Genomic DNA, 26,545 nt, shown 5'->3' with positions numbered 1-26,545 from the left:
ACTGGAGCATGCAACTGAATTCCACCGAAATCAGCGAACTGATCAAGCAGCGCATTGCTCAGTTCAGTGTTGTGAGCGAAGCTCATAACGAAGGTACTATTGTTTCTGTAAGTGACGGTGTTATCCGCATTCACGGCCTGGCCGATTGTATGCAGGGTGAGATGATTTCCCTGCCGGGTAACCGTTACGCTATCGCACTGAACCTGGAGCGCGACTCCGTAGGTGCAGTTGTGATGGGTCCATACGCTGACCTCGCCGAAGGCATGAAGGTTAAGTGTACGGGTCGTATTCTGGAAGTTCCGGTTGGCCGTGGCCTGCTGGGTCGTGTGGTGAACACTCTGGGTTCCCCGATTGACGGTAAAGGTCCGGTTGATAACGATGGCTTCTCGCCAATCGAAGTTATCGCACCAGGCGTAATCGAACGTCAGTCCGTCGACCAGCCAGTACAGACCGGTTATAAATCTGTTGATGCCATGATCCCAATCGGTCGTGGCCAGCGTGAGCTGATCATCGGTGACCGTCAGACAGGTAAAACTGCGATGGCAATCGATGCCATCATCAACCAGCGTGATTCAGGCATCAAATGTGTGTACGTGGCTATCGGCCAGAAAGCGTCCACCATTTCCAACGTGGTTCGTAAACTGGAAGAACACGGCGCACTGTCCAACACCATCGTTGTTGTGGCGACCGCGTCTGAATCTGCTGCACTGCAATACCTGGCACCATATGCCGGTTGCGCAATGGGCGAATACTTCCGTGACCGCGGTGAAGATGCACTGATCGTTTACGATGACCTGTCTAAACAGGCTGTTGCTTACCGTCAGGTTTCCCTGCTGCTGCGTCGTCCGCCAGGACGTGAAGCATTCCCAGGCGACGTATTTTACCTCCACTCCCGTCTGCTGGAACGCGCATCCCGCGTAAACGCGGAATACGTTGAGAAGTTCACCAATGGTGAAGTTAAAGGTAAAACCGGCTCCCTGACCGCTCTGCCGATTATCGAAACCCAGGCGGGTGACGTTTCTGCGTTCGTTCCGACTAACGTAATTTCCATTACCGATGGTCAGATCTTCCTGGAAACCAACCTGTTTAACTCCGGTATTCGTCCGGCAGTTAACCCGGGTATCTCCGTATCTCGTGTTGGTGGTGCAGCGCAGACCAAGATCATCAAGAAACTGTCCGGTGGTATTCGTACCGCTCTGGCACAGTATCGTGAACTGGCAGCGTTTTCTCAGTTCGCTTCCGACCTGGATGAAGCTACTCGTAAGCAGCTGAGCCATGGTCAGAAAGTAACTGAACTGCTGAAGCAGAAACAGTATGCGCCAATGTCTGTTGCACAGCAGGGTGTGGTGCTGTTTGCGGCTGAACGCGGTTACCTCGAAGATGTGGAACTGGCGAAAATCGGTAGCTTCGAAGCCGCTCTGCTGGCTTACGTTGACCGTGACCATGCTCCGCTGATGCAAGAGATCAACCAGTCCGGTGGCTATAACGATGAAATCGAAGGCAAGCTGAAAGCTATCCTCGATTCCTTCAAGGCAACCCAGTCCTGGTAACGTCTGGCGGTCTGCTTTAGGGCGGACCGCAAGGCATTGAGGAGAAGCTCATGGCCGGCGCAAAAGAGATACGTAGTAAGATCGCAAGCGTCCAGAACACGCAGAAGATCACTAAAGCGATGGAGATGGTCGCCGCTTCCAAAATGCGTAAATCGCAGGATCGCATGGCGGCCAGCCGTCCTTATGCAGAGACCATGCGCAAAGTGATTGGTCACCTTGCGAATGGTAATCTGGAATATAAGCACCCTTACCTGGAAGAACGCGACGTTAAACGCGTGGGCTACCTGGTGGTGTCGACCGACCGTGGTCTGTGCGGTGGCTTGAACATTAACCTGTTCAAAAAGCTGCTGGCGGATATGAAAACATGGTCCGATAAAGGCGTTCAGTGCGATATCGCAATGATCGGCTCTAAGGGCGTGTCTTTCTTTAACTCCGTTGGCGGAAACGTGATCGCTCAGGTAACCGGCATGGGGGATAACCCTTCCCTGTCCGAACTGATCGGTCCGGTTAAAGTGATGCTGCAGGCCTACGACGAAGGTCGTCTGGACAAACTGTACGTTGTCAGCAACAAATTTATTAACACCATGTCTCAGACGCCAACCATCACTCAATTGCTGCCTCTGCCGGCATCAGATGATGATGAATTGAAGCGTAAATCCTGGGATTACCTGTATGAGCCAGACCCGAAAGCGCTGCTGGATACCTTGCTGCGTCGTTATGTCGAGTCTCAGGTTTATCAGGGCGTGGTAGAAAACCTGGCCAGCGAGCAGGCCGCACGTATGGTGGCGATGAAAGCCGCGACCGACAATGGCGGCAGCCTGATTAAAGAGCTGCAGTTGGTATACAACAAAGCTCGTCAGGCCAGCATTACTCAGGAACTCACCGAAATCGTCGGTGGTGCATCCGCGGTATAACCAGGTTAATTCGTAGAGGATTCAAGATGGCTACTGGAAAAATTGTCCAGGTAATCGGCGCCGTGGTTGACGTCGAATTCCCTCAGGATGCCGTACCGCGCGTGTACGATGCTCTTGAGGTTATGAATGGTAAAGAGAGCCTGGTGCTGGAAGTTCAGCAGCAGCTCGGCGGCGGTATCGTACGTACCATCGCCATGGGTTCTTCCGACGGTCTGCGTCGTGGTCTGGAAGTTAAAGACCTCGAACACCCGATCGAAGTCCCGGTAGGTAAAGCAACCCTGGGTCGTATCATGAACGTCCTGGGTCACCCGATCGACATGAAAGGCGATATCGGTGAAGAAGAGCGTTGGGCTATCCACCGCGCAGCACCTTCCTACGAAGAGCTGTCCAGCTCTCAGGAACTGCTGGAAACCGGCATCAAAGTTATCGACCTGATGTGTCCGTTCGCTAAGGGCGGTAAAGTCGGTCTGTTCGGTGGTGCGGGTGTAGGTAAAACCGTAAACATGATGGAGCTGATCCGTAACATCGCGATCGAACACTCCGGTTACTCCGTGTTTGCGGGCGTAGGTGAACGTACTCGTGAGGGTAACGACTTCTACCACGAAATGACCGACTCCAACGTACTGGACAAAGTGTCCCTGGTATATGGCCAGATGAACGAGCCGCCGGGAAACCGTCTGCGCGTTGCACTGACCGGTCTGACCATGGCTGAGAAGTTCCGTGACGAAGGTCGTGACGTTCTGCTGTTCGTTGATAACATCTACCGTTACACCCTGGCCGGTACAGAAGTATCTGCACTGCTGGGTCGTATGCCATCAGCGGTAGGCTACCAGCCGACCCTGGCGGAAGAGATGGGTGTTCTTCAGGAACGTATCACCTCTACCAAAACCGGTTCTATCACCTCCGTTCAGGCGGTATACGTACCTGCGGATGACTTGACTGACCCGTCCCCAGCAACCACCTTTGCTCACCTGGATGCAACCGTGGTACTGAGCCGTCAGATCGCTTCTCTGGGTATCTACCCGGCAGTTGACCCGCTGGACTCCACCAGCCGTCAGTTGGATCCGCTGGTTGTTGGCCAGGAACACTACGACACCGCGCGTGGCGTACAGTCCCTGCTGCAGCGTTATCAGGAACTGAAAGACATCATCGCCATCCTGGGTATGGATGAACTGTCTGAAGAAGATAAACTGGTGGTAGCACGTGCGCGTAAGATCCAGCGCTTCCTGTCCCAGCCGTTCTTCGTTGCGGAAGTATTCACCGGTTCTCCGGGTAAATACGTTTCCCTGAAAGACACCATCCGTGGCTTTAAAGGCATCATGGAAGGCGAATACGACCACCTGCCAGAGCAGGCGTTCTACATGGTTGGTTCTATCGACGAAGCCGTGGAAAAAGCCAAAAAACTTTAACGCCTTAATCGGAGGGTGATATGGCAATGACTTACCACCTGGACGTCGTCAGCGCGGAGCAACAAATGTTCTCTGGTCTGGTCGAGAAAATCCAGGTAACGGGTAGTGAAGGTGAACTGGGTATTTTCCCGGGTCACGCACCGCTGCTCACCGCCATTAAGCCTGGTATGATCCGCATCGTTAAACAGTTCGGTCATGAAGAGTTTATCTATCTGTCCGGCGGCATTCTCGAAGTGCAGCCTGGCAGCGTGACCGTACTGGCTGATACCGCGATTCGCGGACAGGATCTCGATGAAGCGAGAGCCCTGGAAGCGAAGCGTAAGGCTGAAGAGCACATTAAGAGCTCTCATGGTGACGTGGATTACGCTCAGGCATCTGCGGAACTGGCCAAAGCGATCGCGAAACTGCGCGTTATCGAGTTGACCAAAAAAGCGATGTAACACCGGCTTGAAAAGCACAAAGGCCAGTCTGGTTTCCAGGCTGGCTTTTTTTATGGCTTGGTTACAGGAAATATGTAAATAAAAAGCAGTTTTATTATTTCGTGATTTAGATCATAAAAATATTGATTGGTTAAAAAATAAGGCGTAGACTCTTTTTTATGTGATGTATGTCACATAATGAACTCAGATAAAAAAAGAGATACCAACATGAAATTGATCAACAAAATCATCGCCCTGTTCAGCAATATGAGTTTTTAGTCTTTCCCCGCCTGCTCTGTGGCGCAAGCTTAATGCGGTTTATCAGCTAGCGTCATCGTCATTAAATCCCCCTCCTTCGCTGTATCATTTGTTCTCTGTCTTTCCCCCTCAATTTTCCCTACCCGTTTTTCTGCTTCTCACTGAATCACATAAATAAAATCGTACTATGCTGATGTAATGCTTTATTCATGCGGTAAAAAAATAGCAAAAACATTAACCTAAGGCTTTAATAAGAGCAGACTCCTGGTTTTTGGGAGACAAAAGACGCAGATATAGACGAAAATAGTGAGTTATCAGATGGGGAATACCCCCTGTTGAACGTTTTATCTTCGGTCCATTTCACGCTGAAAAAAATGTAGTATTTTCAATGTGAAACGGTATAAATTCGTTCTCAAATTACAGTCAGGACGTGTATGTTGAATAATGCTATGAGCGTTGTGATCCTTGCCGCAGGCAAAGGCACGCGTATGTATTCCGATCTTCCTAAAGTGCTGCACACCCTCGCAGGAAAGCCGATGGTTCAGCATGTCATTGATGCAGCTAATGAATTAGGTGCGACTCATGTACACCTTGTCTACGGACACGGTGGCGATCTGCTTAAGCAAACGCTGAAAGATGGCAATCTGAATTGGGTTCTGCAGGCTGAGCAGTTGGGTACCGGCCATGCAATGCAGCAGGCGGCGCCATTCTTTAGTGATGACGAAGACATTTTAATGCTCTATGGAGATGTGCCGCTGATCTCTACCGATACCTTACGTCGCCTGCGTGAAGCCAAACCGCAGGGTGGTATCGGTTTGTTAACGGTAAAACTGGACGACCCATCCGGCTATGGGCGTATTACCCGTGATAACGGCAAAGTTACTGGCATTGTTGAGCATAAAGATGCAACCGACGAGCAGCGTCAAATCCAGGAAATCAACACTGGTATTCTGATTGCCAACGGCGCTGACATGAAGCGTTGGCTGTCTAAACTGACCAACAACAACGTGCAGGGTGAATACTACATCACCGATATCATCGCGATGGCGTATCAGGAAGGACGTGAAATTGCTGCGGTACATCCGGCACGAATCAGTGAAACGGAAGGGGTAAATAACCGCCTTCAGTTATCCCGTCTGGAACGTGTGTATCAGTCCGAGCAGGCAGAAAAACTGCTGCTGGCGGGCGTGATGCTGCGCGATCCTGCACGTTTTGATCTTCGCGGTACGCTGATTCACGGGCGCGATGTTGAAATTGATACTAACGTTATCATTGAAGGTAACGTAACCGTTGGGGATCGCGTCAAGATTGGTGCTGGCTGCATCATCAAAAACAGCGTGATTGGTGAGGGTTGTGAGCTTAGCCCGTACAGTGTGGTGGAAGATGCCCATCTGGAAGCCGCATGCACCATCGGTCCATTCGCGCGTCTGCGCCCGGGTGCTGAGCTGCAGGAAGGTGCACACGTGGGTAACTTCGTCGAAATGAAAAAAGCGCGTCTGGGTAAAGGCTCTAAAGCTGGTCATTTGACCTATCTGGGCGATGCGGAAATTGGCGATAACGTGAATATCGGCGCGGGTACGATCACCTGCAACTACGATGGTGCCAATAAGTTTAAAACCATTATTGGTGATGATGTGTTTGTGGGTTCTGATACTCAGCTGGTGGCACCTGTCACCGTGGGTAAAGGTGCGACGATTGCCGCAGGAACCACCGTAACGCGTAATGTCGCCGATAACGAATTGGTATTAAGCCGTGTACCTCAGGTCCATAAACAGGGCTGGCAGCGTCCGGTGAAGAAGAAGTAATTTATTTTTGCCGGATGGCGGCCTACGTGCGGTGACGTTCTGTAGGCCTGATAAGCGTGAGCGCCATCAGGCAGACAAGAGATGAGGGGATAATATAATCCTCCGCTCAACAAGCAGTACCTATAAAAATAACCCCACTCTCTACAAGGCTCGGGGCGCCCGAAATACGGGTATCAGGTTGACCGACAACGACAGGCACAATGCCTAAATTCGGAATCAAAAAATATGTGTGGAATTGTTGGCGCTATCGCGCAGCGTGATGTAGCTGAAATCCTTCTCGAAGGTTTACGTCGTCTGGAATATCGTGGTTATGACTCTGCTGGTCTGGCCGTTGTAGATGCTGAAGGCAACATGACCCGTCTGCGTCGTCTGGGTAAAGTGCAGATGCTGACTGCTGCTGCGGAAGAACATCCGCTGCATGGTGGTACTGGTATTGCTCACACCCGCTGGGCGACACACGGTGAACCTTCAGAAGCGAACGCGCATCCCCATGTTTCTGAACACATTGTTGTGGTGCATAACGGCATCATTGAAAACCATGAACCACTGCGTGAGCTGTTGAAAACGCGTGGCTACACCTTTGTTTCTGAAACCGACACCGAAGTGATTGCTCACCTGGTGCACTGGGAGCTGGAACAGGGTGGTACGCTGCGTGAAGCCGTGCTGCGTACTATTCCGCAGCTGCGCGGTGCCTACGGCACGGTGATCATGGATACCCGTAACCCGGAAACCCTGCTGGCGGCCCGTTCTGGCAGTCCGCTGGTGATTGGGCTGGGTATGGGTGAGAACTTTATCGCTTCCGATCAGCTTGCACTGCTGCCGGTAACCCGTCGCTTCATCTTCCTGGAAGAGGGCGACATCGCGGAAGTGACCCGTCGTTCGGTCTCTATTTTCGACAAGTCTGGCGCGGAAGTTAAACGTCAGGATATCGAATCTAATCTGCAATACGATGCGGGCGAAAAAGGTATTTATCGCCACTACATGCAGAAAGAGATCTACGAACAGCCGAACGCAATTAAAAACACGCTGACCGGCCGTATCAGCCACGGTGAAGTGGATTTAAGCGAGCTGGGTTCGCATGCCAACGAGCTGCTGTCTCAGGTTGAGCATATCCAGATTATCGCCTGCGGTACGTCGTACAACTCCGGTATGGTGTCCCGCTACTGGTTTGAATCGCTGGCTGGCATTCCTTGTGATGTCGAAATTGCTTCCGAATTCCGCTATCGCAAATCCGCCGTGCGTCGTAACAGCCTGATGATCACCCTTTCCCAGTCTGGTGAAACGGCAGATACCCTGGCGGGTCTGCGCTTATCCAAAGAATTGGGCTATCTGGGCTCGCTGGCTATTTGTAACGTACCGGGATCTTCTCTGGTGCGCGAATCCGATCTGGCGATGATGACCAATGCCGGTACCGAAATCGGCGTGGCCTCCACGAAAGCATTTACCACTCAGCTGACCGTTCTGCTGATGCTGGTGGCGAAACTGTCTCGTCTGAAAGGCCTGGATGTGGCTATTGAGCAGGAAATCGTTCACGGTCTGCAGGCGCTGCCGAGCCGTATTGAGCAGATGCTGTCTCAGGACAAACGCATTGCCGCTCTGGCTGAAGGATTCTCTGATAAACACCATGCGCTGTTCCTGGGCCGTGGCGATCAGTACCCGATTGCGCTGGAAGGCGCGCTGAAGCTGAAAGAGATCTCTTATATTCACGCTGAAGCTTATGCCGCAGGCGAACTGAAACACGGTCCGCTGGCGCTGATTGATGCCGATATGCCGGTTATCGTGGTTGCGCCGAACAACGAACTGCTGGAAAAACTGAAGTCCAACATTGAAGAAGTTCGCGCTCGTGGTGGTCAGCTGTACGTCTTTGCTGACCAGGATGCTGGCTTTACCAGCAGCGAAAACATGCACATCATTGAGATGCCGCATGTGGAAGAGGTGATTGCACCGATCTTCTATACCGTTCCGCTGCAGCTGCTGGCGTATCATGTGGCGCTGATTAAAGGCACCGACGTGGATCAACCGCGTAACCTGGCGAAGTCGGTTACCGTAGAGTAATCCGTATCTAACTGAACTGAAAATGCCCTGCTATGAGCGGGGCATTTTTTTAAACTTGTTCTGTTTTTAATCAATTATCCCGCCTGTTTTATGTGACAAACCGTCATCTTCAGCTACTGTTTGCAGTGTCATAAAAAGAAAATTTTAGCGAAATGTTATTGTCATGGTAATGGTTAACGTTTTGTTTTAAATGTATTTTTAGATAAATAACTTCCCGTATTTTTCATTGTCATAAAACTGTCATATTTCGTACATTTAACTGTCACCTGTTTGTCCTATTTTGCTCACAGTAGCAACTCAAACAACGATTTACGAAAACCGTGCAGGAGACATTATGAAAGTTATGCGTACCACTGTCGCAACTGTTGTCGCCGCGACCTTATCCATGAGCGCGTTCTCTGCGTTTGCAGCAGCGAGCCTGACAGGTGCAGGTGCAACCTTCCCTGCGCCAGTGTATGCCAAATGGGCAGATACCTATCAGAAAGAGACCGGTAGCAAAGTAAACTACCAGGGTATCGGCTCCTCCGGTGGTGTAAAACAAATTACGGCCAATACCGTTGATTTCGGCGCTTCTGATGCACCGCTGTCTGACGAGAAACTGGCACAAGAAGGCCTGTTCCAGTTCCCGACCGTTATCGGTGGTGTGGTACTGGCAGTCAACATCCCTGGCCTAAAATCCGGCGAGCTGGTGCTGGACGGTAAAACGCTCGGCGACATCTACCTCGGTAAAATTAAGAAGTGGGATGATGAAGCCATCACCAAACTGAACCCGGGTCTGAAGTTGCCTTCGCAGAATATCGCCGTTGTGCGTCGTGCTGACGGTTCCGGTACGTCCTTTGTCTTCACCAGCTATCTGGCAAAAGTGAACGAAGAGTGGAAATCTAAAATTGGTTCCGGCTCTACCGTTAACTGGCCGACCGGTCTGGGCGGTAAAGGTAACGACGGTATCGCCGCGTTCGTCCAGCGTCTGCCGGGCTCTATCGGTTACGTTGAGTACGCTTACGCTAAGCAGAACAACCTGGCGTACACCAAGCTGGTCTCTGCTGATGGTAAACCGGTAAGCCCGACCGAAGAAAACTTTGCCAACGCCGCTAAAGGCGCTGACTGGAGCAAAACTTTCGCTCAGGATCTGACTAACCAGAAAGGTGACGATGCGTGGCCAATCACTTCCACCACCTTCATCCTGGTCCATAAAGAGCAGAAGAAGCCTGAGCAGGGCGTTGAAGTGCTGAAATTCTTCGACTGGGCATACAAAAATGGTGGCAAACAGGCTAATGACCTGGATTACGCCAGCCTGCCGGACAGCGTGGTTGAGCAGATTCGTGCTGCATGGAAGACCAACGTGAAAGACAGCAGCGGTAAAGCGCTGTACTAATAGAATATCTTTAACGAGTTGGCGGATGGCGCTACGCTTATCCGCCCTACAGTTCCGACTGTAGGCCCAATTTGTAGGCTGGATAAGCGTAGCGCCATCCGGCAGGGCAATTTCGTAAACGCGTTTAACTTAAAGAGTGATTTATGGCTGCAACCAAGCCTGCTTTTAACCCACCGGGTAAAAAGGGTGACATGATATTCAGCGCGCTGGTAAAACTGGCTGCGCTGATTGTGCTATTGATGTTGGGTGGCATTATTGTCTCTCTGGTTATCTCCTCCTGGCCAAGCATACAGAAATTTGGTTTCTCCTTTTTGTGGACCAAAGACTGGGATGCGCCGAACGATATCTACGGCGCGCTGGTACCGATTTACGGTACGCTGGTCACCTCGTTTATTGCATTGCTGATTGCCGTTCCGGTGAGTTTCGGCATTGCGCTGTTCCTGACTGAACTTGCACCCGGTTGGCTGCGTCGTCCGCTGGGTATCGCTATTGAACTGCTGGCAGCAATTCCGAGCATCGTATACGGCATGTGGGGCCTGTTTATCTTTGCCCCGCTGTTTGCGACGTACTTCCAGGAGCCGGTCGGAAACATCCTTTCCAACATTCCGTTTGTTGGTGCACTGTTCGCTGGCCCGGCGTTTGGTATCGGTATTCTGGCGGCTGGTGTGATCCTCGCTATCATGATCATTCCGTACATTGCTGCGGTTATGCGTGATGTGTTCGAACAAACGCCGGTGCTTATGAAAGAGTCAGCCTACGGCATCGGCTGTACCACCTGGGAAGTTATCTGGCGTATCGTCCTGCCGTTCACCAAAAATGGTGTGATCGGCGGTGTGATGCTGGGTCTGGGCCGCGCGCTGGGTGAAACCATGGCGGTCACCTTTATCATTGGTAACACCTACCAGCTCGATAGCGCCTCGCTGTACATGCCGGGCAACAGTATTACCTCTGCGCTGGCGAATGAATTTGCCGAAGCGGAATCGGGGCTGCACGTTGCTGCGTTGATGGAACTGGGTCTGATTCTGTTTGTGATCACCTTCATCGTACTGGCGGCGTCTAAGTTCATGATCATGCGCCTTGCGAAGAACGAGGGGGCACGCTAATGGCTACGCTTGAAATGCAAAACACCACTGCGCTGGCGGAGTCCCGCCGTAAAATGCAGGCACGTCGCCGTCTGAAGAACCGCATCGCGCTGACGCTCTCTATGGCGACCATGGCGTTCGGTCTGTTCTGGCTCATTTGGATCCTGATGTCCACGATCACCCGTGGTATTGACGGTATGTCGCTGGCGCTGTTCACCGAAATGACGCCTCCGCCGAATACGGCGGGTGGTGGTCTGGCGAACGCCCTGGCCGGTAGCGGACTGTTAATTCTGTGGGCGACCGTCTTTGGTACACCGCTTGGCATTATGGCGGGTATCTACCTGGCAGAGTACGGACGTAAGTCCTGGCTGGCTGAGGTTATCCGCTTTATCAATGACATTCTGCTGTCTGCGCCATCAATCGTAGTCGGTCTGTTCGTTTACACCATCGTGGTAGCAAAAATGGAGCACTTCTCTGGCTGGGCGGGCGTTATCGCGCTGGCGCTGCTGCAGGTGCCCATTGTTATCCGTACCACGGAGAACATGCTCAAGCTGGTGCCGGATAGCCTGCGTGAAGCGGCCTATGCACTGGGTACGCCGAAATGGAAGATGATTTCTGCTATCACCCTGAAGGCGTCTGTCTCGGGGATCATTACAGGCGTTCTGTTAGCGATTGCTCGTATCGCAGGTGAAACGGCTCCGCTGCTGTTTACGTCGCTCTCCAACCAGTTCTGGAGCACCGACATGATGCAGCCTATCGCCAACCTGCCGGTCACTATCTTTAAGTTTGCGATGAGCCCGTTTGCTGAGTGGCAGCAACTGGCCTGGGCCGGGGTACTGATTATTACCTTGTGCGTACTGCTGCTGAACATTCTGGCGCGCGTCATTTTCGCGAAGAAGAAACACGGTTAATTTTTACGGCGTGGCTGATGCGGCGCCGGATGAGGAAGAGATTGAAATGAGTATGGTTGATACTGCCCCGGGTAAGATTCAGGTTCGTGATTTGAACTTCTACTATGGCAAATTCCATGCCCTGAAGAACATCAACCTGGATATAGCTAAAAACCAGGTAACGGCGTTTATCGGGCCGTCAGGCTGTGGTAAATCGACGCTGCTGCGTACGTTCAACAAAATGTTTGAACTGTACCCGGAGCAGCGTGCGGAAGGTGAAATCCTGCTGGATGGCGACAATATTCTCACCAATACCCAGGATATCGCTCTGCTGCGTGCCAAAGTGGGCATGGTATTTCAGAAGCCGACGCCGTTCCCGATGTCCATCTACGACAACATTGCTTTTGGCGTACGTCTGTTTGAGAAACTCTCGCGTGCAGATATGGACGAGCGTGTGCAGTGGGCATTGACCAAGGCCGCATTGTGGAACGAAACCAAAGATAAATTACACCAGAGCGGGTACTCTCTCTCGGGTGGTCAGCAGCAGCGTCTGTGTATTGCGCGTGGTATCGCCATTCGCCCGGAAGTGCTTCTGCTTGATGAGCCATGTTCAGCGCTCGACCCTATTTCTACCGGGCGTATCGAAGAGCTGATCACTGAGCTGAAAGAGGATTACACCGTCGTTATCGTTACCCACAACATGCAGCAGGCTGCGCGTTGTTCCGATCACACGGCATTTATGTACCTGGGCGAGTTGATTGAGTTCAGCAACACGGACGATCTGTTCACCAAGCCCGCGAAGAAACAAACTGAAGATTACATCACCGGTCGTTACGGCTGATTCAGGAGCTTGTTGTGGATAACCTTAACCTTAATAAACATATTTCCGGCCAGTTCAATGCAGAGCTGGAAAGCATCCGTACCCAGGTGATGACCATGGGCGGCATGGTCGAGCAGCAGCTTTCTGATGCAATCACGGCGATGCACAACCAGGACAGCGAGCTGGCAAAACGCGTCATTGAAGGCGATAAGAACGTCAACATGATGGAAGTGGCGATCGACGAAGCCTGCGTGCGTATCATCGCCAAGCGTCAACCGACAGCGAGCGACCTGCGTCTGGTGATGGCGATTATCAAAACCATCGCTGAGCTGGAACGTATTGGCGACGTGGCGGACAAAATTTGCCGTACCGCGCTGGAGAAGTTCTCGCAACAGCACCAGCCGCTGCTGGTAAGCCTGGAATCACTGGGCCGCCACACCGTACAAATGCTGCATGACGTGCTGGATGCGTTTGCGCGTATGGATCTGGACGAAGCAGTGCGTATTTATCGCGAAGATAAGAAAGTTGACCAGGAATATGAAGGCATCGTGCGTCAGCTGATGACTTATATGATGGAAGACCCACGTACCATTCCAAGCGTGCTGACCGCGCTGTTCTGCGCACGTTCCATCGAACGTATCGGTGACCGCTGCCAGAATATCTGCGAATACATCTTCTACTTCGTGAAGGGACAAGACTTCCGTCACGTGGGCGGGGATGAGCTGGATAAGCTGCTGGCGGGCAAAGATCCGAAGGAATAAGCAGTTTGTTGCGTTCGCCGGGATCCCCCGGCGTCGCTATTGTAGGCCGGATAAGGTGTTACGCCGCATCCGGCATTCTGCGCTATTCGCCTGATGGCGCTTTGCTTATCGGGCCTACTGTTTATTCGACGATATTCCAACCCCGCGCTTTCCACAATTCCGGCAACTGTGCCAGATCGGTAAACGTCGTCACTTTTGGATGATCGATCGGTTTGTTATGCGGATCGGCGCAGAAGTAGAACACTTCCATCCCGGCGGCAATCCCCGCCTGCGCACCTGCGCTGGAATCATCAACCAGAATGCAGTTCTCAACGTTAACGTCCATCGCTTTCGCCGCATGGAACATCAGGGCCGGATCGGGCTTCCAACGCTGAATATCGTAGCCGCTGAACAGTAAATCAGGGAAATGGTGCAACATGCCCAGCTTACCCAGCGAATGCTGCATTTTGCTGACTGGACCGTTAGAGACCACACACATTGGTACGGCCATGCTGTCCAGTAGCGCATTGGCACCGGCAATCACCTCCAGTTCCGTATCGAACAGACGTGCGACCTCAGCGCGGTAAACCGGTTCTAAATCGGCTTTTGCCAGTTCGACACCGTGCTCTTCGTTGATAATGTCGATGATCTCGTACAGCTTTACCCCCTTGAAGCGTTTGAAAATTTCTTCAAGATCGAGCGTAATGCCAAACGCCTGGAACATGCTGACATACGCGCGAGAACAAATCACTTCACTGTCGACAAGGGTACCGTCACAGTCAAAAAATACGGCTTCTATCTGGGACATGTCATTTCCGTTTTAACAAGTTTAACGTTTTCGTAATGCATTATTGGGCGACGCAATCGTTGCCGTATAAGCAAAATCAATGAAAAAAGTTGCTCATAACCCAACCCTATTGTCGCATTTTGGTATAGGATAGCGACGAATTTTCCCTCCTTGTTCGGAAATTGATAATGAGTCAACAACACACAACCCAGGCTTCTGGCCAGGGGATGCTGGAACGCGTGTTCAAACTGCGCGAACATGGCACGACGGCACGGACCGAAGTGATCGCCGGTTTAACGACCTTCCTGACGATGGTGTATATCGTTTTTGTTAACCCGCAAATTCTTGGCGTGGCTGGCATGGATACCAGCGCTGTCTTTGTTACCACCTGCCTTATTGCTGCATTTGGTAGCATCCTGATGGGCCTGTTTGCCAACCTGCCGGTCGCACTTGCGCCTGCTATGGGCCTGAACGCATTCTTCGCTTTCGTGGTCGTTGGCGCGATGGGGCTGTCATGGCAGATTGGTATGGGCGCTATCTTCTGGGGCGCTGTTGGTCTGCTGCTGCTGACGATTTTCCGCGTTCGTTACTGGATGATTGCCAATATCCCGGTTAGCCTGCGTGTGGGGATCACCAGCGGTATTGGTCTGTTCATCGGCATGATGGGGCTGAAAAACGCCGGTGTTATCGTCGCCAACAAAGACACGCTGGTGTCTATCGGTAACCTGACGTCCCACAGCGTACTGCTCGGTATCCTGGGCTTCTTTATCATCGCGATTCTGGCGTCCCGTAACATTCACGCGGCGGTGCTGATTTCTATCGTCGTAACCACGCTGCTGGGCTGGATGCTTGGCGATGTTCATTACAACGGTATCGTTTCTGCGCCACCGAGCGTGATGTCCGTTATCGGACATGTCGACCTGGCCGGTTCGTTTAACATTGGCCTGGCGGGTGTGATTTTCTCGTTCATGCTGGTTAACCTGTTCGACTCCTCCGGTACGCTGATTGGCGTTACGGATAAAGCCGGTCTGGCGGATGCGAAGGGCAAGTTCCCGCGCATGAAGCAAGCGCTGTATGTGGATAGCGTGTCGTCGGTTACCGGGGCGTTTATCGGGACTTCTTCCGTTACTGCGTATATCGAATCTTCTTCCGGGGTTTCGGTCGGTGGACGTACCGGTCTGACTGCCGTGGTCGTTGGCCTGCTGTTCCTGCTGGTTATCTTCCTGTCGCCGCTGGCGGGGATGGTACCGGGCTATGCAGCCGCTGGTGCGCTGATTTACGTTGGCGTCCTGATGACATCAAGCCTGTCGCGCGTGAAGTGGGATGACCTGACAGAAGCGGTTCCGGCGTTTATTACCGCCGTGATGATGCCCTTTAGCTTCTCAATTACCGAAGGTATTGCGCTGGGCTTTATTTCTTACTGCGTGATGAAGATTGGTACCGGACGTTTCCGCGATCTCAGCCCGTGCGTCATCATTGTCGCGCTGCTGTTTGTGCTGAAGATTGTGTTTATCGACGCGCACTAATCGCTGTTTATTTGCCCATATATCAACAAGCCCGGCATATCGCCGGGCTTTTTCTTTTACGCTTTCACGCGCTGAATGTAGTCGCCAAATGCGGTCAGTTGACCGGTCAGATGGTCCAGCGTGCTTTGGTCGATCACTTCACCTGTCTGCGGGTCTACTTTGTTCTGAATGACGCCGCCCATAAATTCCGGCTTGTTCATTACCATGGCGTCGAGGAATACCAGGATCTGACGCAGATGATACTGGCAGCGCGCGCCGCCAATAGCGCCCATAGAACTGGTCTGGATCAGCACCGGCTTACCCGATAATGGCTGATCGGGCAGGCGGGACAGCCAGTCGATGGCGTTCTTCAGTCCGCCCGGAACAGAATAGTTATATTCAGGTGTGACGATGACGACACCGTCAGCCTTTCTGATTTGCTCAGCCAGTGCTTCTACGCTGGCCGGAAAACCTTCTTCCTGTTGGAGGTCGGCATCGTACAGAGGGATATCACCAATCGACGGCAGCGCGTTCACTTCCATTCCCGCTGGAGCAATCTTGGGCAGCGTACGGGCAACCATTCCATTAAACGAACCTTTGCGCAGACTTCCCAGTAACGTAACAACATTCAATGTTTCAGACATGGTGACTCCTGTTTCATCATGAAGGTTAAATCAAAGCGTATGGCTCTTCGCTGCACATAATTGAGAGAACCGGATCAGACGACCCGTTGGCTCATTGGCACGAGTCTGGATATCAGGCAAAATTTTCCAGTCCTGTTTACCATCAAACTCCCAAACTTTGAGTTTTTCAATGGTTGGCGTAACCGCAACTGACCACACCAGTACATCTTCCGCATCGCAAATGGCTTCAACCTGCGCCACATGGGCACATTTCAGGCGCCCTGCGCCGGGTAAAAGCTGGAGCTCGCGCGGATCGTCATTGCACACATCGCCAGTGAGTTTGAGTACGCTCTGGCGCAATGTAATGAGCTGCGCGCGTGCTTCGTTGGGGTCGTTTTGGTTATTGATCCACAGGTTTTCGTTACTGGAGAAGCGCCACGTTTCCACTGAATTTGGATTGTGAAACCCGCGGGTGGCCCGCTGAAGTTCCATATCCAGGCCGCACGTTCCTTCAGTTGTTAGCACAACACCGACGATATTCCCGGCATAGGAAATCGAAAAACCCGGCAGGTTCTTATCGCGAAAAACGGGCTTACCTTTGGCCTGAGTAACAATTTCGGGCAGCGTGCTGGTGCCGTAAAGCATAAACATCAGTTCAGCGAGAAGACTTCGGGAAGCCAGGAAACGTGTCCGGCGATGAGCGGGTAGATCTCTTGCTTCGATATGACATGGAGAAGGGAGGCGAGCTGAAACCAGGTGTCCCTCCGTAAGAATCCCTCTGGCAAAATGTGTCGCCATTTGTCGCTCCGTGATTAATGGTCCGTGATTATTACCAGAGTAACATTTACACGGCTTCCGGGCAGGCTTTGCTGCCCAAAAACTAAGCGAAAATGGGAGACATTACGCGATATTTACATTTCTGTTGCCAGAATGGTCGATTTAGCAACACCAAAATGAAGGATCGTCAGGAGATATCGTGATAAAGCGCCTTGATCGTGTCTTTTAGCCAGACGATCTTAGGATTGTGGCTGTTGCGTTTATGCCAAAGAAGAGTGAACGGTACGCGCATTTTTTCCAGTTGCGCCGTATCAAATGGCATAGGTCGCGCCACGAGTGGGAGCTGGTGGAGTTGGTTATAACGCTGGCAATAGACCGGTGCCGTGGCTATCAGCGCGTGATCCGGCTGCGCGGCCATAAACAGCGATTGCTCAAAACCGGGCAGACATAACGCGATATTGCGTGCGCGTCCCATTTCTTGCAGGACTTCATCCAGCGCCCATGTATCGCTTTGCTCCCAGCTAATGCTGATGTGCGGATAGCGCAGAAAGGTGTCCAGATTCCACTCTTCCTGCAGTGCGGGATGATCTTCACGTAGCCAGACGCAGGGCAGATCGGAAAACAGCACTTCATGGTCGATCGACAATGGCAACAAACTCAGCAGTTCGCGCGAACGCGGATGACTTTCGCGCCCGGTAAAGCCAATATCCACTTCACCGCGAATAATGGCATCCAGCGAGTCATAGTCCCAGTTGCGTATTTTGATTGTTGCCTGGGGATAGCGCTGATAAATCTGCTGGGAGAGCGCATTGAACATGATCATCACTAACGGCGTTTCGGCCGCCAGATCAAACTTCAGCCCGCGTGGAGACTCATGGTGCGGCTTATCGAGCAACTGATTGCCCATCTGCATCCATTCAGCAAGGCTCTGCTCCATGCTGACCATCAGCGGCGTCGGCGATAGCCCCAGCGGGGTGTTCACAAACAAGGGATCATCAAACCAGGTCCGCAGCTTCGACAGCGACTTACTGACCGCCGACGGCGTGACGTTCATCCGTTTGGCGGTTTTAGTGACGCTGCGTTCCTGCATCAACAGCTGCAGGCAGAGCAATAAATTAAGATCGAGACTGCTGAGGGATTTCTTCATGAGTTGGCGCGGACCGGTTAGGTGCAACAGTGATAATCAGCATGATACTCACTATGCTACAGCCAATCAGAATCCCGATCAGCATATTCAGCGCATCAAGGCCAAGAACCGCCGCCAGCCAAATCCACAGCGAGGAACCGCAAACCTGGGCAATACCTAATGCCGAGCTGGCGACGCCCGCGCGCAGCGAGAACGGCCCAAGCGCCTGGCTCATCGCAACACCGAAGCCGACCGAGAATCCAGCGCAGATTAACGTCAGCCCGAAAAGCGTTACTGCGTGTGAAGTGGCAAGGGTTAACACCACGCCGGCACACAGAAACAACACCTGTGAGGTCAGCATCAGAACGCGAGGCTTAAATACGCTCAGAGCAAATGGCGTAGAGAAAGAGACCGCCATACTGATGCCTGCGGTCATGGCCATCGTAGTGGCGTACTCGCCACGGTCGAAGCCCATCACTTCCATCAGCAGCACCGGAGACGTATTCACGAAGGTCAGGATCACCGACACGCTGAGGGTGGTAATGGCCAGACGGCTTAAGAAAAAGCGGTTTACCAGTGATTCGGTCGTGTGGTTCTTTTCCGTCGTCGCCATAAGCGTTGCTGGGCGCGATTCTCGCAGGACAAACACCGACAGCAGGCAAACAGCCACCCCCATTCCCATCATCGTGTAGAACAGGCTCTGCCACGGGTATTTGAGCATGATCAGATGCCCCATCACTGGAGCCAGCACCGGCACGATACAGGTAATACCGTTCAACAACGACAGTACCTTCGCCCGACGGCGATCGTCGAGTGTGTCGCGCAGGATGGCGAAAGCCACCACGTAGCAACAGCCCGCACCTACGCCCTGAATAAAACGACCTATGAGGAATGGTGTACCGCTTTCAGCGAAAGAACATAGCGCAGAGGCGAAAATAAAGATGAGTGCGCCGACTATGGCGACCGGTTTGCGACCTGACTGGTCGGCAATTTTACCGGCGAACAGCATCGCCGTCGCCATTCCTGCCAGATATACCGAAAACGCGATATGCAGTTGCGCCTCGCTGGCCTGTAAATCGGCAGCAATACGGGGCAGCCCCACCAGATACATATCAATACCGGCAGGATAAAGAAGAACCAGGGCGAAACTGCAGATTAGAAAGCGTGTCATAGCGACCTCATAAGAAATGTGGCGCTAAGCATACGGTCAGAGAGTCAACTGCACGAGTTGCCATTTGGACAACAGTGATTTCCCCATGGGAAATAGTTGTTGCCGGATGGCGGCGTAAACGCCTTATCGGGCCTACGAGGCCTGTAGGCCCGGTTAGCATCACGCCACCGGGCAACACAACGTTACTTACCGATACAGAAGCTGGAGAAAATCCGTCCCAGCAGATCGTCGGAGGTAAATTCTCCGGTGATCTCACTGAGGTTCTGCTGCGCAAGGCGTAGCTCCTCAGCCAGCAATTCTCCGGCCCATGCTCCGAGCAGTTGGGCTTTACCCTGCTCGAGATGCTCTGCAGCTTCTGCCAGCGCCTGCAGGTGACGACGACGGGCCAGGAAGCCGCCTTCCATATTGGTTTCAAAGCCCATGCTCTGTTTGAGATGATTACGCAGTACGTCAACGCCTTCACCGGTACGCGCGGAGAGGCGAACCAGTGAGTGGCCATTTACTTCGCTAAGGCCCAGCGTCTCACCGGTAATATCCGCTTTGTTACGCACCACGGTGATCGGCAGTTTGGCTGGCAGACGGGCAATAAAGTCTGGCCAGATATCTGCCGGGTCCACGGCGTCAGTGGTAGTGCCATCAACCATAAACAGTACACGGTCGGCCTGTTCAATTTCCTGCCAGGCACGTTCGATACCGATGCGTTCCACTTCGTCGCTGGCATCGCGCAAACCGGCGGTGTCGATGATGTGTAGCGGCATGCCATCGATGTGAATATGCTCACGCAGCACGTCGCGGGTCGTCCCGGCAATGTCGGTGACAATGGCCGCCTCACGGCCAGCCAGCGCGTTCAGCAGGCTTGATTTCCCGGCGTTTGGACGCCCGGCAATCACCACCTTCATCCCTTCGCGCAGCAGGCTGCCCTGACGCGCTTCCGCACGCACGGCATCAAGATCGCTGATAACGCTGTTGAGTTGCGCTTCAATCTTGCCGTCAGACAGGAAGTCGATTTCTTCATCCGGGAAGTCGATCGCTGCTTCAACATAGATGCGCAGGTGAGTGAGCGCTTCCACAAGATGATTTACCCGTGCGGAAAATGCGCCCTGCAACGAGTTCAGCGCCGAGCGAGCGGCTTGCTCTGAGCTGGCATCGATCAGGTCGGCAATCGCCTCGGCCTGGGCTAAATCGAGCTTATCATTGAGAAACGCTCGCTCGGAGAATTCACCCGGTCTGGCAATGCGCAGCCCGGGAATGGTCAGAATACGTTTGAGCAGCAGGTCAAGAATCACTGGACCGCCGTGGCCCTGAAGCTCTAAAACGTCTTCGCCGGTAAAGGAGTTTGGGCCGGGGAACCACAAGGCAATCCCCTGATCCAGCGCGCTGCCATCCGCGTCTTTGAACGGCAGATAATCGGCATAACGCGGTTTGGGCAGTTTCCCAAGTACGGTTTCTGCGACCTCACGCGCTTTCAGGCCGGAGATACGCAGGATACCCACGCCACCACGTCCCGGTGGGGTGGCCTGAGCGACGATGGTGTCGTTATGGCTCATGGTTTGTCTCTTCTTAATGCAATAAAAAAGGCGGTCTAATGACCGCCCTTTACTTTATGTTCCGTTTGCCGGATGGCGGCTTCGCCTAATCCGGCCTACACCGAATCAGGAGTTTTTCTTCTCGCGGCTATGCAGGCCACGTTTCTCCAGACCACGGTAAATCAGCTGCTGCTGAATAATGGTTACCAGGTTGCTGACGATATAGTACAGCACCAGACCTGACGGGAACCACAGGAAGAACACGGTGAAGATGACCGGCATGAAGGTCATGATCTTCTGCTGCATCGGGTCGGTTACAGTGGTCGGAGACATCTTCTGAATGAAGAACATCGTCACGCCCATCAGAATCGGCAGGATGTAGTACGGGTCCTGTGCAGACAGGTCATGGATCCACAGGGCGAACGGCGCATGACGCAGTTCAATGGAGCCCATCAGCATGTAGTACAACGCCAGGAAGATTGGCATCTGGATGATCAGCGGGAAGCAGCCGCCCAGCGGGTTTACCTTCTCAGCTTTGTACAGGGCCATCATTTCCTGGCTCTGACGCTGTTTGTCATCGCCCAGACGTTCACGCATAGCCTGAATCTTTGGCTGCAGCATACGCATCTTCGCCATGGAGGTGTACTGCGCTTTGGTCAGCGGGTACATGATGCCACGAACGATAAAGGTGATAACGATGATGGAGAAGCCCCAGTTACCCAGGAAGCTATGGATCCACTTCAGCAGTTTAAACAGCGGCTGAGAAATGAACCACAACCAGCCGTAATCCACGGTCAGATCCAGGTGCGGTGCAACGGCCGCCATTTTATCCTGAATTTCCGGGCCGACCCACAGGGTGCTGGTCATCGCGCCAGTCTGGCCAGGCTGTACCAGTACCGGCTGTGATTTATAGCCGATAGCGGCAATGCCGTTACCCAGGTTAGCGGTATAGAAGTTGTTGGTGCCGTCGTTACGCGGAACCCATGCCGTTGCGAAATACTGTTGCAGCATTGCGACCCAGCCGTCTTTAGCATTGACGTTCAGGTTTTCGTTTTCAGCAATGGTGTCGAATTTGTATTTCTCATACTTCTCATCCGGCGTGGAGTACGCCGCGCCACGGAAGGTGTGCAGCGCAAAGTTGCTGCTACCGGTGTCGCGATGAGATGGCAGATTGATGGATTGCTTCAACTGACCAAAGGTGGAGATTTCCAGCGGTTTTTCGCCGGCGTTCTGCACGCTGTAGTTAACGTTGACAGCATATTCACCACGCTTAAGAACAAACGTTTTAGTGAATGTGTTACCCGCTGCGTCAGTATAGGTCATCGGGATCTGCAGTTCGTTCTGACCGTCAGCCAGTACAAACGCGTCTTTATCGACGTTGTACAGCGGACGTGGGCCGTTAGCCGGGTTATCCGGGCCGTCACGACCTGTCAGGCCACTCTGTGCCTGGTAGATGAACTGTGGCGTGGTTTCCAGTAACTGGAACGGTTCGGTAGAACCGAGTTCTTTCGGGTAAGCTGGCAGTGAAGCCTGTTCCACATCACCACCACGGGTGTTGATGGTCAGATCAAGCACGTCAGTTTTAACCGTAATCAGTTTCCCCTGGCCACTGGCCGGTACGCCCTGGTCTGCGGCGCTACCCGCTGCGGTGGTCGTTGTCTGCGTGGTCTGTTGGGCCTGAGGTTGCGGGTTTTTATCCTGCTCCCAGGCTTGCCAGATCATGAAAGACACGAACAGCAAAGCGATGACTAAAAGATTGCGTTGCGAATCCATCGTTAGTGTTCTCTGGTATCAAATGGTCCGGGCGGGACGGGATCGTCACCACCAGGGTGTAAAGGGTGGCATTTTAATACGCGTTTCACCGTCAACCAACTGCCTTTTATCACTCCAAACCTGCGCAATGCCTCAATTCCGTAGCTCGAACAGGTTGGAGTGAAACGGCAATGCGGCCCAAGCAGCGGACTGATCAGGCGTTGATAGACCCGAATGAGGGCTATCAGGACCCGCGAGCCAGGCGACAATGGCGACGCCATAATTTTTCCAACGCTTCCGAGAGAGCACGGTTATCGAGGTCAGCAACCCCTTTTTTCGCCACCACCACGAAATCCATTGCTGGAAGCTCGTGCTGACGTAAACGGAAGCTTTCACGCGTCAGACGTTTAATCCGATTGCGTTCATGCGCACGTTTAACATTTTTCTTGGCGACTGTAAGACCGATACGGGGATGCCCCAGCGAATTCAGGCGGCCGAGGATGGTGATTTGCGGCGTGCCAGCCCGTTGTGGCTGCTGGAAGACGAATGTGAAATGAGTGGGAGTTAACAAACGTAACTCCCTGGGAAATGCGAGCTTAACCACTCAGGGGCTAGCTTTTATTACTTAGAAACGGTCAGACGAGAACGGCCTTTAGCACGACGACGTGCCAGAACCTGACGACCATTTTTATTAGCCATACGAGCACGGAAGCCGTGAGAACGGTTGCGCTTCAGTACAGACGGTTGAAAAGTGCGTTTCATGGCGATTTCTACCTAAACTTGAATAAATTCACTGACTTTTGCGTATACCCGAACGAATTTCGAACGACTTACGCCACAGTGTGGGTGATTAAAGAGGCCGGATTGTAATAATTGTACACTCCGGAGTCAATTCTCTTTCCTTATTTCCCGCTTTTTTCCGCATGGTTTCGCGTAAAAAACAGGCAGCGTTGACGCCGTAAGGCGACCGTTACTCGCTGGGGGTAAGAATTATACGGGCTGGTGGATAAAGCGCAAGGATCGCACGGGATCTTTATTAGATCGTTTAAGCAGTAAAGCATCTTTACTCATTAATTTTTTCAATATGCGCGCTAAAACCTGCAGCACTTCTCCAGGATCGTTTACACTTAGCCGATTCTGGATCATCCTGTGGATAAATCGGGAAGAATCTGTGAGAAACAGAAGATCTCTTTCTCAGTTTACGCTATGATCCGCGGTCCTGATCGTTTCAATGGATCCTGATCGGGTAAAAATTGCAGATAGCAATTCGCACGTCACCCTTTGCATAGGGTCTTGTCGATGTGCGTCAACAATCATGAATGTTTCAGCCTTTGTCATTTATCGACTTTTGTTCGAGTGGAGTCCGCCGTGTCACTTTCGCTTTGGCAGCAGTGTCTTGCCCGATTGCAGGATGAGTTACCAGCCACAGAGTTCAGTATGTGGATACGCCCGTTGCAGGCGGAACTGAGCGATAACACGCTGGCTTTGTATGCGCCAAACCGTTTCGTGCTCGATTGGGTAAGGGATAAATACCTTAATAATATTAATGGATTACTCAATAATTTCTGTGGAGCGGATGCCCCACAGCTGCGCTTTGAAGTCGGTACTAAACCCGTCACGCAAACGCTGAAAACGCCGGTCAACAATGTTGTTGCGCCCGCCCACGTGGCTCAGCAAGTGCAACCACAACGTGCTGCTCCGGCGGCGCGTCCAGGCTGGGATAACGTCCCGGCTCCGGCAGAACCTACCTATCGTTCTAACGTCAACGTCAAACACACGTTTGATAACTTCGTTGAAGGTAAATCTAACCAACTGGCGCGCGCGGCGGCACGTCAGGTGGCGGACAATCCTGGCGGCGCCTACAATCCGTTATTCCTTTATGGCGGTACGGGTCTGGGTAAAACCCACCTGTTGCACGCTGTCGGTAACGGCATTATGGCGCGTAAGCCAAACGCCAAAGTGGTGTATATGCACTCCGAGCGTTTTGTGCAGGACATGGTCAAAGCCCTGCAAAACAACGCGATCGAAGAGTTTAAACGCTACTACCGTTCCGTTGACGCGCTGCTGATTGACGATATCCAATTCTTCGCGAATAAAGAGCGATCGCAGGAAGAGTTTTTCCACACCTTTAACGCCCTGCTGGAAGGCAATCAGCAGATCATCCTGACCTCGGATCGCTATCCGAAGGAGATCAACGGCGTTGAAGATCGTCTGAAATCCCGCTTTGGCTGGGGACTGACCGTCGCGATCGAACCGCCTGAACTGGAAACGCGTGTTGCGATCCTGATGAAAAAAGCCGACGAAAACGACATTCGTCTGCCGGGTGAAGTCGCGTTCTTTATTGCCAAGCGTCTACGCTCTAACGTACGTGAGCTGGAAGGCGCACTGAACCGCGTGATCGCCAACGCCAATTTTACCGGCCGGGCGATTACTATTGATTTCGTGCGCGAAGCGCTGCGCGATCTGCTGGCTTTGCAGGAAAAGCTGGTCACCATCGACAATATCCAGAAGACGGTGGCGGAGTATTACAAAATCAAAATTGCGGATCTGCTTTCTAAGCGTCGATCTCGCTCGGTAGCTCGCCCGCGCCAGATGGCGATGGCGCTGGCAAAAGAGCTCACTAACCACAGTCTGCCGGAAATTGGCGACGCGTTTGGTGGGCGTGACCATACTACCGTGCTTCATGCCTGCCGCAAGATTGAGCAGTTGCGTGAAGAAAGCCATGATATTAAAGAAGATTTCTCCAATTTAATCAGAACATTATCTTCGTGACGCTATGAAATTTACCGTTGAACGTGAACATTTATTAAAACCGCTTCAGCAGGTCAGCGGCCCGCTGGGTGGACGTCCTACACTGCCTATTCTCGGAAACCTGCTGCTGCAGGTTGCTGACGGCACGCTTTCGCTGACCGGTACCGATCTCGAAATGGAGATGGTGGCGCGCGTGGCGCTGATCCAGCCCCATGAACCTGGCGCGACCACCGTTCCGGCGCGTAAATTCTTCGATATTTGCCGTGGATTGCCGGAAGGCGCGGAAATTGCCGTTCAACTGGAAGGCGACCGTATGCTGGTGCGTTCTGGCCGCAGCCGTTTCTCGCTGTCTACGCTGCCTGCCGCCGACTTCCCGAATCTGGACGACTGGCAGAGCGAAGTCGAATTCACCCTGCCGCAGGCGACGATGAAGCGCCTGATTGAAGCCACGCAGTTTTCGATGGCGCATCAGGACGTACGTTACTACTTAAACGGCATGCTGTTTGAAACCGAAGGGGAAGAGCTGCGTACCGTGGCGACCGACGGTCACCGCCTGGCGGTTTGTTCAATGCCTGTTGGTCAGCCGTTGCCAAGCCATTCGGTGATCGTACCGCGTAAAGGTGTGATTGAACTGATGCGTATGCTCGACGGCGGCGATAACCCGCTGCGCGTGCAGATTGGCAGCAACAACATTCGTGCGCACGTTGGTGACTTCATCTTCACCTCTAAGCTGGTTGATGGCCGTTTCCCGGATTATCGCCGCGTATTGCCGAAGAATCCGGACAAGCATCTGGAAGCCGGTTGCGATATCCTCAAACAGGCGTTTGCGCGTGCGGCGATCCTCTCGAACGAGAAATTCCGCGGCGTGCGTCTGTATGTCAGCGAAAACCAGCTCAAAATCACCGCCAACAACCCGGAGCAGGAAGAAGCAGAAGAAATTCTGGATGTCTCCTATCCTGGTACAGAACTGGAAATCGGCTTTAACGTGAGCTACGTACTGGACGTTCTGAACGCGCTGAAGTGCGAGAACGTGCGTATTCTGCTGACCGATTCCGTATCGAGCGTACAGATTGAAGATGCAGCGTCACAATCTGCAGCCTATGTCGTCATGCCTATGCGCTTGTAAAGAATATCGGGCTATCTTACTTGTTATTCTGGCTCCGGGCAGTGCTCGCAATCCTCACGTACTTCAGTACGCTCCGGTTGCTGT

At 52.7% G+C, this 26,545-nt stretch carries 25 protein-coding genes; 14 read left to right on the top strand and 11 right to left on the bottom strand.

Annotated elements, in window-relative coordinates; genetic code table 11:
* The first annotated feature begins 8 nt into the window (after positions 1–8).
* The 11 genes from atpA to phoU all read left to right on the top strand — a co-directional run bounded on the left by atpA (position 9) and on the right by phoU (position 13,338).
* Positions 9–1,550 carry a F0F1 ATP synthase subunit alpha gene (gene atpA / locus OGY09_RS08735; protein WP_003827026.1) on the top strand — a complete coding sequence of 514 codons (1,542 nt, stop codon included), beginning with the start codon at positions 9–11 and terminating at the stop codon, positions 1,548–1,550.
* A gap of 50 nt (positions 1,551–1,600) precedes the next feature.
* Positions 1,601–2,464, top strand: a complete 864-nt coding sequence (gene atpG, locus OGY09_RS08730) for a F0F1 ATP synthase subunit gamma (RefSeq protein ID WP_006687765.1) — start codon at positions 1,601–1,603, stop codon at positions 2,462–2,464.
* A 26-nt stretch (positions 2,465–2,490) separates the two neighbouring features.
* A complete protein-coding gene (gene atpD, locus OGY09_RS08725; protein ID WP_003023806.1) occupies positions 2,491–3,873 on the top strand; it encodes a F0F1 ATP synthase subunit beta in 1,383 nt (460 codons plus the stop codon).
* A gap of 20 nt (positions 3,874–3,893) precedes the next feature.
* Positions 3,894–4,313, top strand: coding sequence for a F0F1 ATP synthase subunit epsilon (locus tag OGY09_RS08720; protein ID WP_003023809.1), 420 nt, complete (start codon positions 3,894–3,896; stop codon positions 4,311–4,313).
* A gap of 671 nt (positions 4,314–4,984) precedes the next feature.
* Positions 4,985–6,355: a bifunctional UDP-N-acetylglucosamine diphosphorylase/glucosamine-1-phosphate N-acetyltransferase GlmU gene (gene glmU, locus OGY09_RS08715; protein ID WP_008786550.1), complete on the top strand. Its 1,371-nt coding sequence runs from the start codon at positions 4,985–4,987 to the stop codon at positions 6,353–6,355.
* Positions 6,356–6,580: 225 nt separating this feature from the next.
* Positions 6,581–8,410: a glutamine--fructose-6-phosphate transaminase (isomerizing) gene (gene glmS / locus OGY09_RS08710; protein WP_003827031.1), complete on the top strand. Its 1,830-nt coding sequence runs from the start codon at positions 6,581–6,583 to the stop codon at positions 8,408–8,410.
* Between the two features lie 334 nt (positions 8,411–8,744).
* Entirely contained in the window at positions 8,745–9,785 is a 1,041-nt protein-coding gene (pstS, locus tag OGY09_RS08705; RefSeq protein ID WP_003827033.1) for a phosphate ABC transporter substrate-binding protein PstS, read from the top strand.
* Positions 9,786–9,928: 143 nt separating this feature from the next.
* Positions 9,929–10,888, top strand: coding sequence for a phosphate ABC transporter permease PstC (pstC, locus tag OGY09_RS08700; protein ID WP_008786549.1), 960 nt, complete (start codon positions 9,929–9,931; stop codon positions 10,886–10,888).
* Positions 10,888–11,778, top strand: coding sequence for a phosphate ABC transporter permease PstA (gene pstA, locus OGY09_RS08695; RefSeq protein ID WP_003827037.1), 891 nt, complete (start codon positions 10,888–10,890; stop codon positions 11,776–11,778). Before pstC ends, pstA begins: the two co-directional genes overlap by 1 nt.
* A 46-nt stretch (positions 11,779–11,824) precedes the next feature.
* Positions 11,825–12,598, top strand: a complete 774-nt coding sequence (pstB, locus tag OGY09_RS08690) for a phosphate ABC transporter ATP-binding protein PstB (RefSeq protein ID WP_003023821.1) — start codon at positions 11,825–11,827, stop codon at positions 12,596–12,598.
* A gap of 14 nt (positions 12,599–12,612) precedes the next feature.
* Positions 12,613–13,338 carry a phosphate signaling complex protein PhoU gene (gene phoU, locus OGY09_RS08685; protein ID WP_003023824.1) on the top strand — a complete coding sequence of 242 codons (726 nt, stop codon included), beginning with the start codon at positions 12,613–12,615 and terminating at the stop codon, positions 13,336–13,338.
* Between the two features lie 121 nt (positions 13,339–13,459).
* Here the strand turns inward: phoU and yieH are convergent, their stop codons facing one another.
* Positions 13,460–14,125: a 6-phosphogluconate phosphatase gene (gene yieH / locus OGY09_RS08680; RefSeq protein WP_003827040.1), complete on the bottom strand. Its 666-nt coding sequence runs from the start codon at positions 14,123–14,125 to the stop codon at positions 13,460–13,462.
* A gap of 167 nt (positions 14,126–14,292) precedes the next feature.
* Between yieH and adeP the strand changes: the two genes are divergently transcribed.
* On the top strand, positions 14,293–15,630 hold the full coding sequence (gene adeP / locus OGY09_RS08675) for an adenine permease AdeP (RefSeq protein ID WP_032945469.1): 1,338 nt from the start codon (positions 14,293–14,295) through the stop codon (positions 15,628–15,630).
* A gap of 56 nt (positions 15,631–15,686) precedes the next feature.
* On the opposite strand, the gene OGY09_RS08670 is transcribed toward adeP, so the two are convergent.
* The 10 genes from OGY09_RS08670 to OGY09_RS25430 form a co-directional block, all read right to left on the bottom strand.
* The gene (locus OGY09_RS08670; RefSeq protein WP_003827046.1) at positions 15,687–16,253 is read right to left on the bottom strand and encodes an NADPH-dependent FMN reductase; all 567 of its coding nucleotides are present in this window, start codon (positions 16,251–16,253) and stop codon (positions 15,687–15,689) included.
* 30 nt (positions 16,254–16,283) lie between these two features.
* Positions 16,284–17,030 (bottom strand): 4'-phosphopantetheinyl transferase family protein, encoded by a 747-nt coding sequence (locus tag OGY09_RS08665; protein ID WP_032945467.1) that lies wholly within the window; start codon positions 17,028–17,030, stop codon positions 16,284–16,286.
* A gap of 166 nt (positions 17,031–17,196) precedes the next feature.
* Positions 17,197–18,156: an HTH-type transcriptional regulator YidZ gene (yidZ, locus tag OGY09_RS08660; RefSeq protein WP_032945464.1), complete on the bottom strand. Its 960-nt coding sequence runs from the start codon at positions 18,154–18,156 to the stop codon at positions 17,197–17,199.
* Positions 18,125–19,306: an MFS transporter gene (locus tag OGY09_RS08655; RefSeq protein WP_032945462.1), complete on the bottom strand. Its 1,182-nt coding sequence runs from the start codon at positions 19,304–19,306 to the stop codon at positions 18,125–18,127. The genes yidZ and OGY09_RS08655 overlap by 32 nt, the downstream gene beginning before the upstream one ends.
* A gap of 182 nt (positions 19,307–19,488) precedes the next feature.
* Positions 19,489–20,853: a tRNA uridine-5-carboxymethylaminomethyl(34) synthesis GTPase MnmE gene (gene mnmE / locus OGY09_RS08650; protein WP_032945460.1), complete on the bottom strand. Its 1,365-nt coding sequence runs from the start codon at positions 20,851–20,853 to the stop codon at positions 19,489–19,491.
* Between the two features lie 105 nt (positions 20,854–20,958).
* Positions 20,959–22,605 carry a membrane protein insertase YidC gene (yidC, locus tag OGY09_RS08645; protein ID WP_003827058.1) on the bottom strand — a complete coding sequence of 549 codons (1,647 nt, stop codon included), beginning with the start codon at positions 22,603–22,605 and terminating at the stop codon, positions 20,959–20,961.
* Between the two features lie 2 nt (positions 22,606–22,607).
* Entirely contained in the window at positions 22,608–22,865 is a 258-nt protein-coding gene (yidD, locus tag OGY09_RS08640) for a membrane protein insertion efficiency factor YidD (RefSeq protein ID WP_003023846.1), read from the bottom strand.
* Positions 22,829–23,188 carry a ribonuclease P protein component gene (rnpA, locus tag OGY09_RS08635; RefSeq protein WP_003844432.1) on the bottom strand — a complete coding sequence of 120 codons (360 nt, stop codon included), beginning with the start codon at positions 23,186–23,188 and terminating at the stop codon, positions 22,829–22,831. Before rnpA ends, yidD begins: the two co-directional genes overlap by 37 nt.
* Before the next feature lie 17 nt (positions 23,189–23,205).
* On the bottom strand, positions 23,206–23,346 hold the full coding sequence (gene rpmH, locus OGY09_RS08630) for a 50S ribosomal protein L34 (protein WP_003023858.1): 141 nt from the start codon (positions 23,344–23,346) through the stop codon (positions 23,206–23,208).
* A 228-nt stretch (positions 23,347–23,574) separates the two neighbouring features.
* A complete protein-coding gene (locus OGY09_RS25430; RefSeq protein WP_418221920.1) occupies positions 23,575–23,655 on the bottom strand; it encodes a hypothetical protein in 81 nt (26 codons plus the stop codon).
* 297 nt (positions 23,656–23,952) lie between these two features.
* On the opposite strand from OGY09_RS25430, the gene dnaA reads away from it, so the two are divergent.
* The gene (gene dnaA, locus OGY09_RS08625; protein ID WP_003827078.1) at positions 23,953–25,356 is read left to right on the top strand and encodes a chromosomal replication initiator protein DnaA; all 1,404 of its coding nucleotides are present in this window, start codon (positions 23,953–23,955) and stop codon (positions 25,354–25,356) included.
* Between the two features lie 4 nt (positions 25,357–25,360).
* Positions 25,361–26,461, top strand: coding sequence for a DNA polymerase III subunit beta (gene dnaN, locus OGY09_RS08620; RefSeq protein ID WP_003023863.1), 1,101 nt, complete (start codon positions 25,361–25,363; stop codon positions 26,459–26,461).
* The last annotated feature ends 84 nt before the right edge of the window (positions 26,462–26,545 follow it).

Origin of the sequence: Citrobacter sp. Cpo071 (genome assembly GCF_030332765.1) — a bacterium.
Classification (GTDB): Bacteria; Pseudomonadota; Gammaproteobacteria; order Enterobacterales; family Enterobacteriaceae; genus Citrobacter; species Citrobacter portucalensis.
The sequence above is the reverse complement of the archived record's forward strand: the minus strand, read 5'-3'. Positions and strand labels throughout refer to the sequence as shown.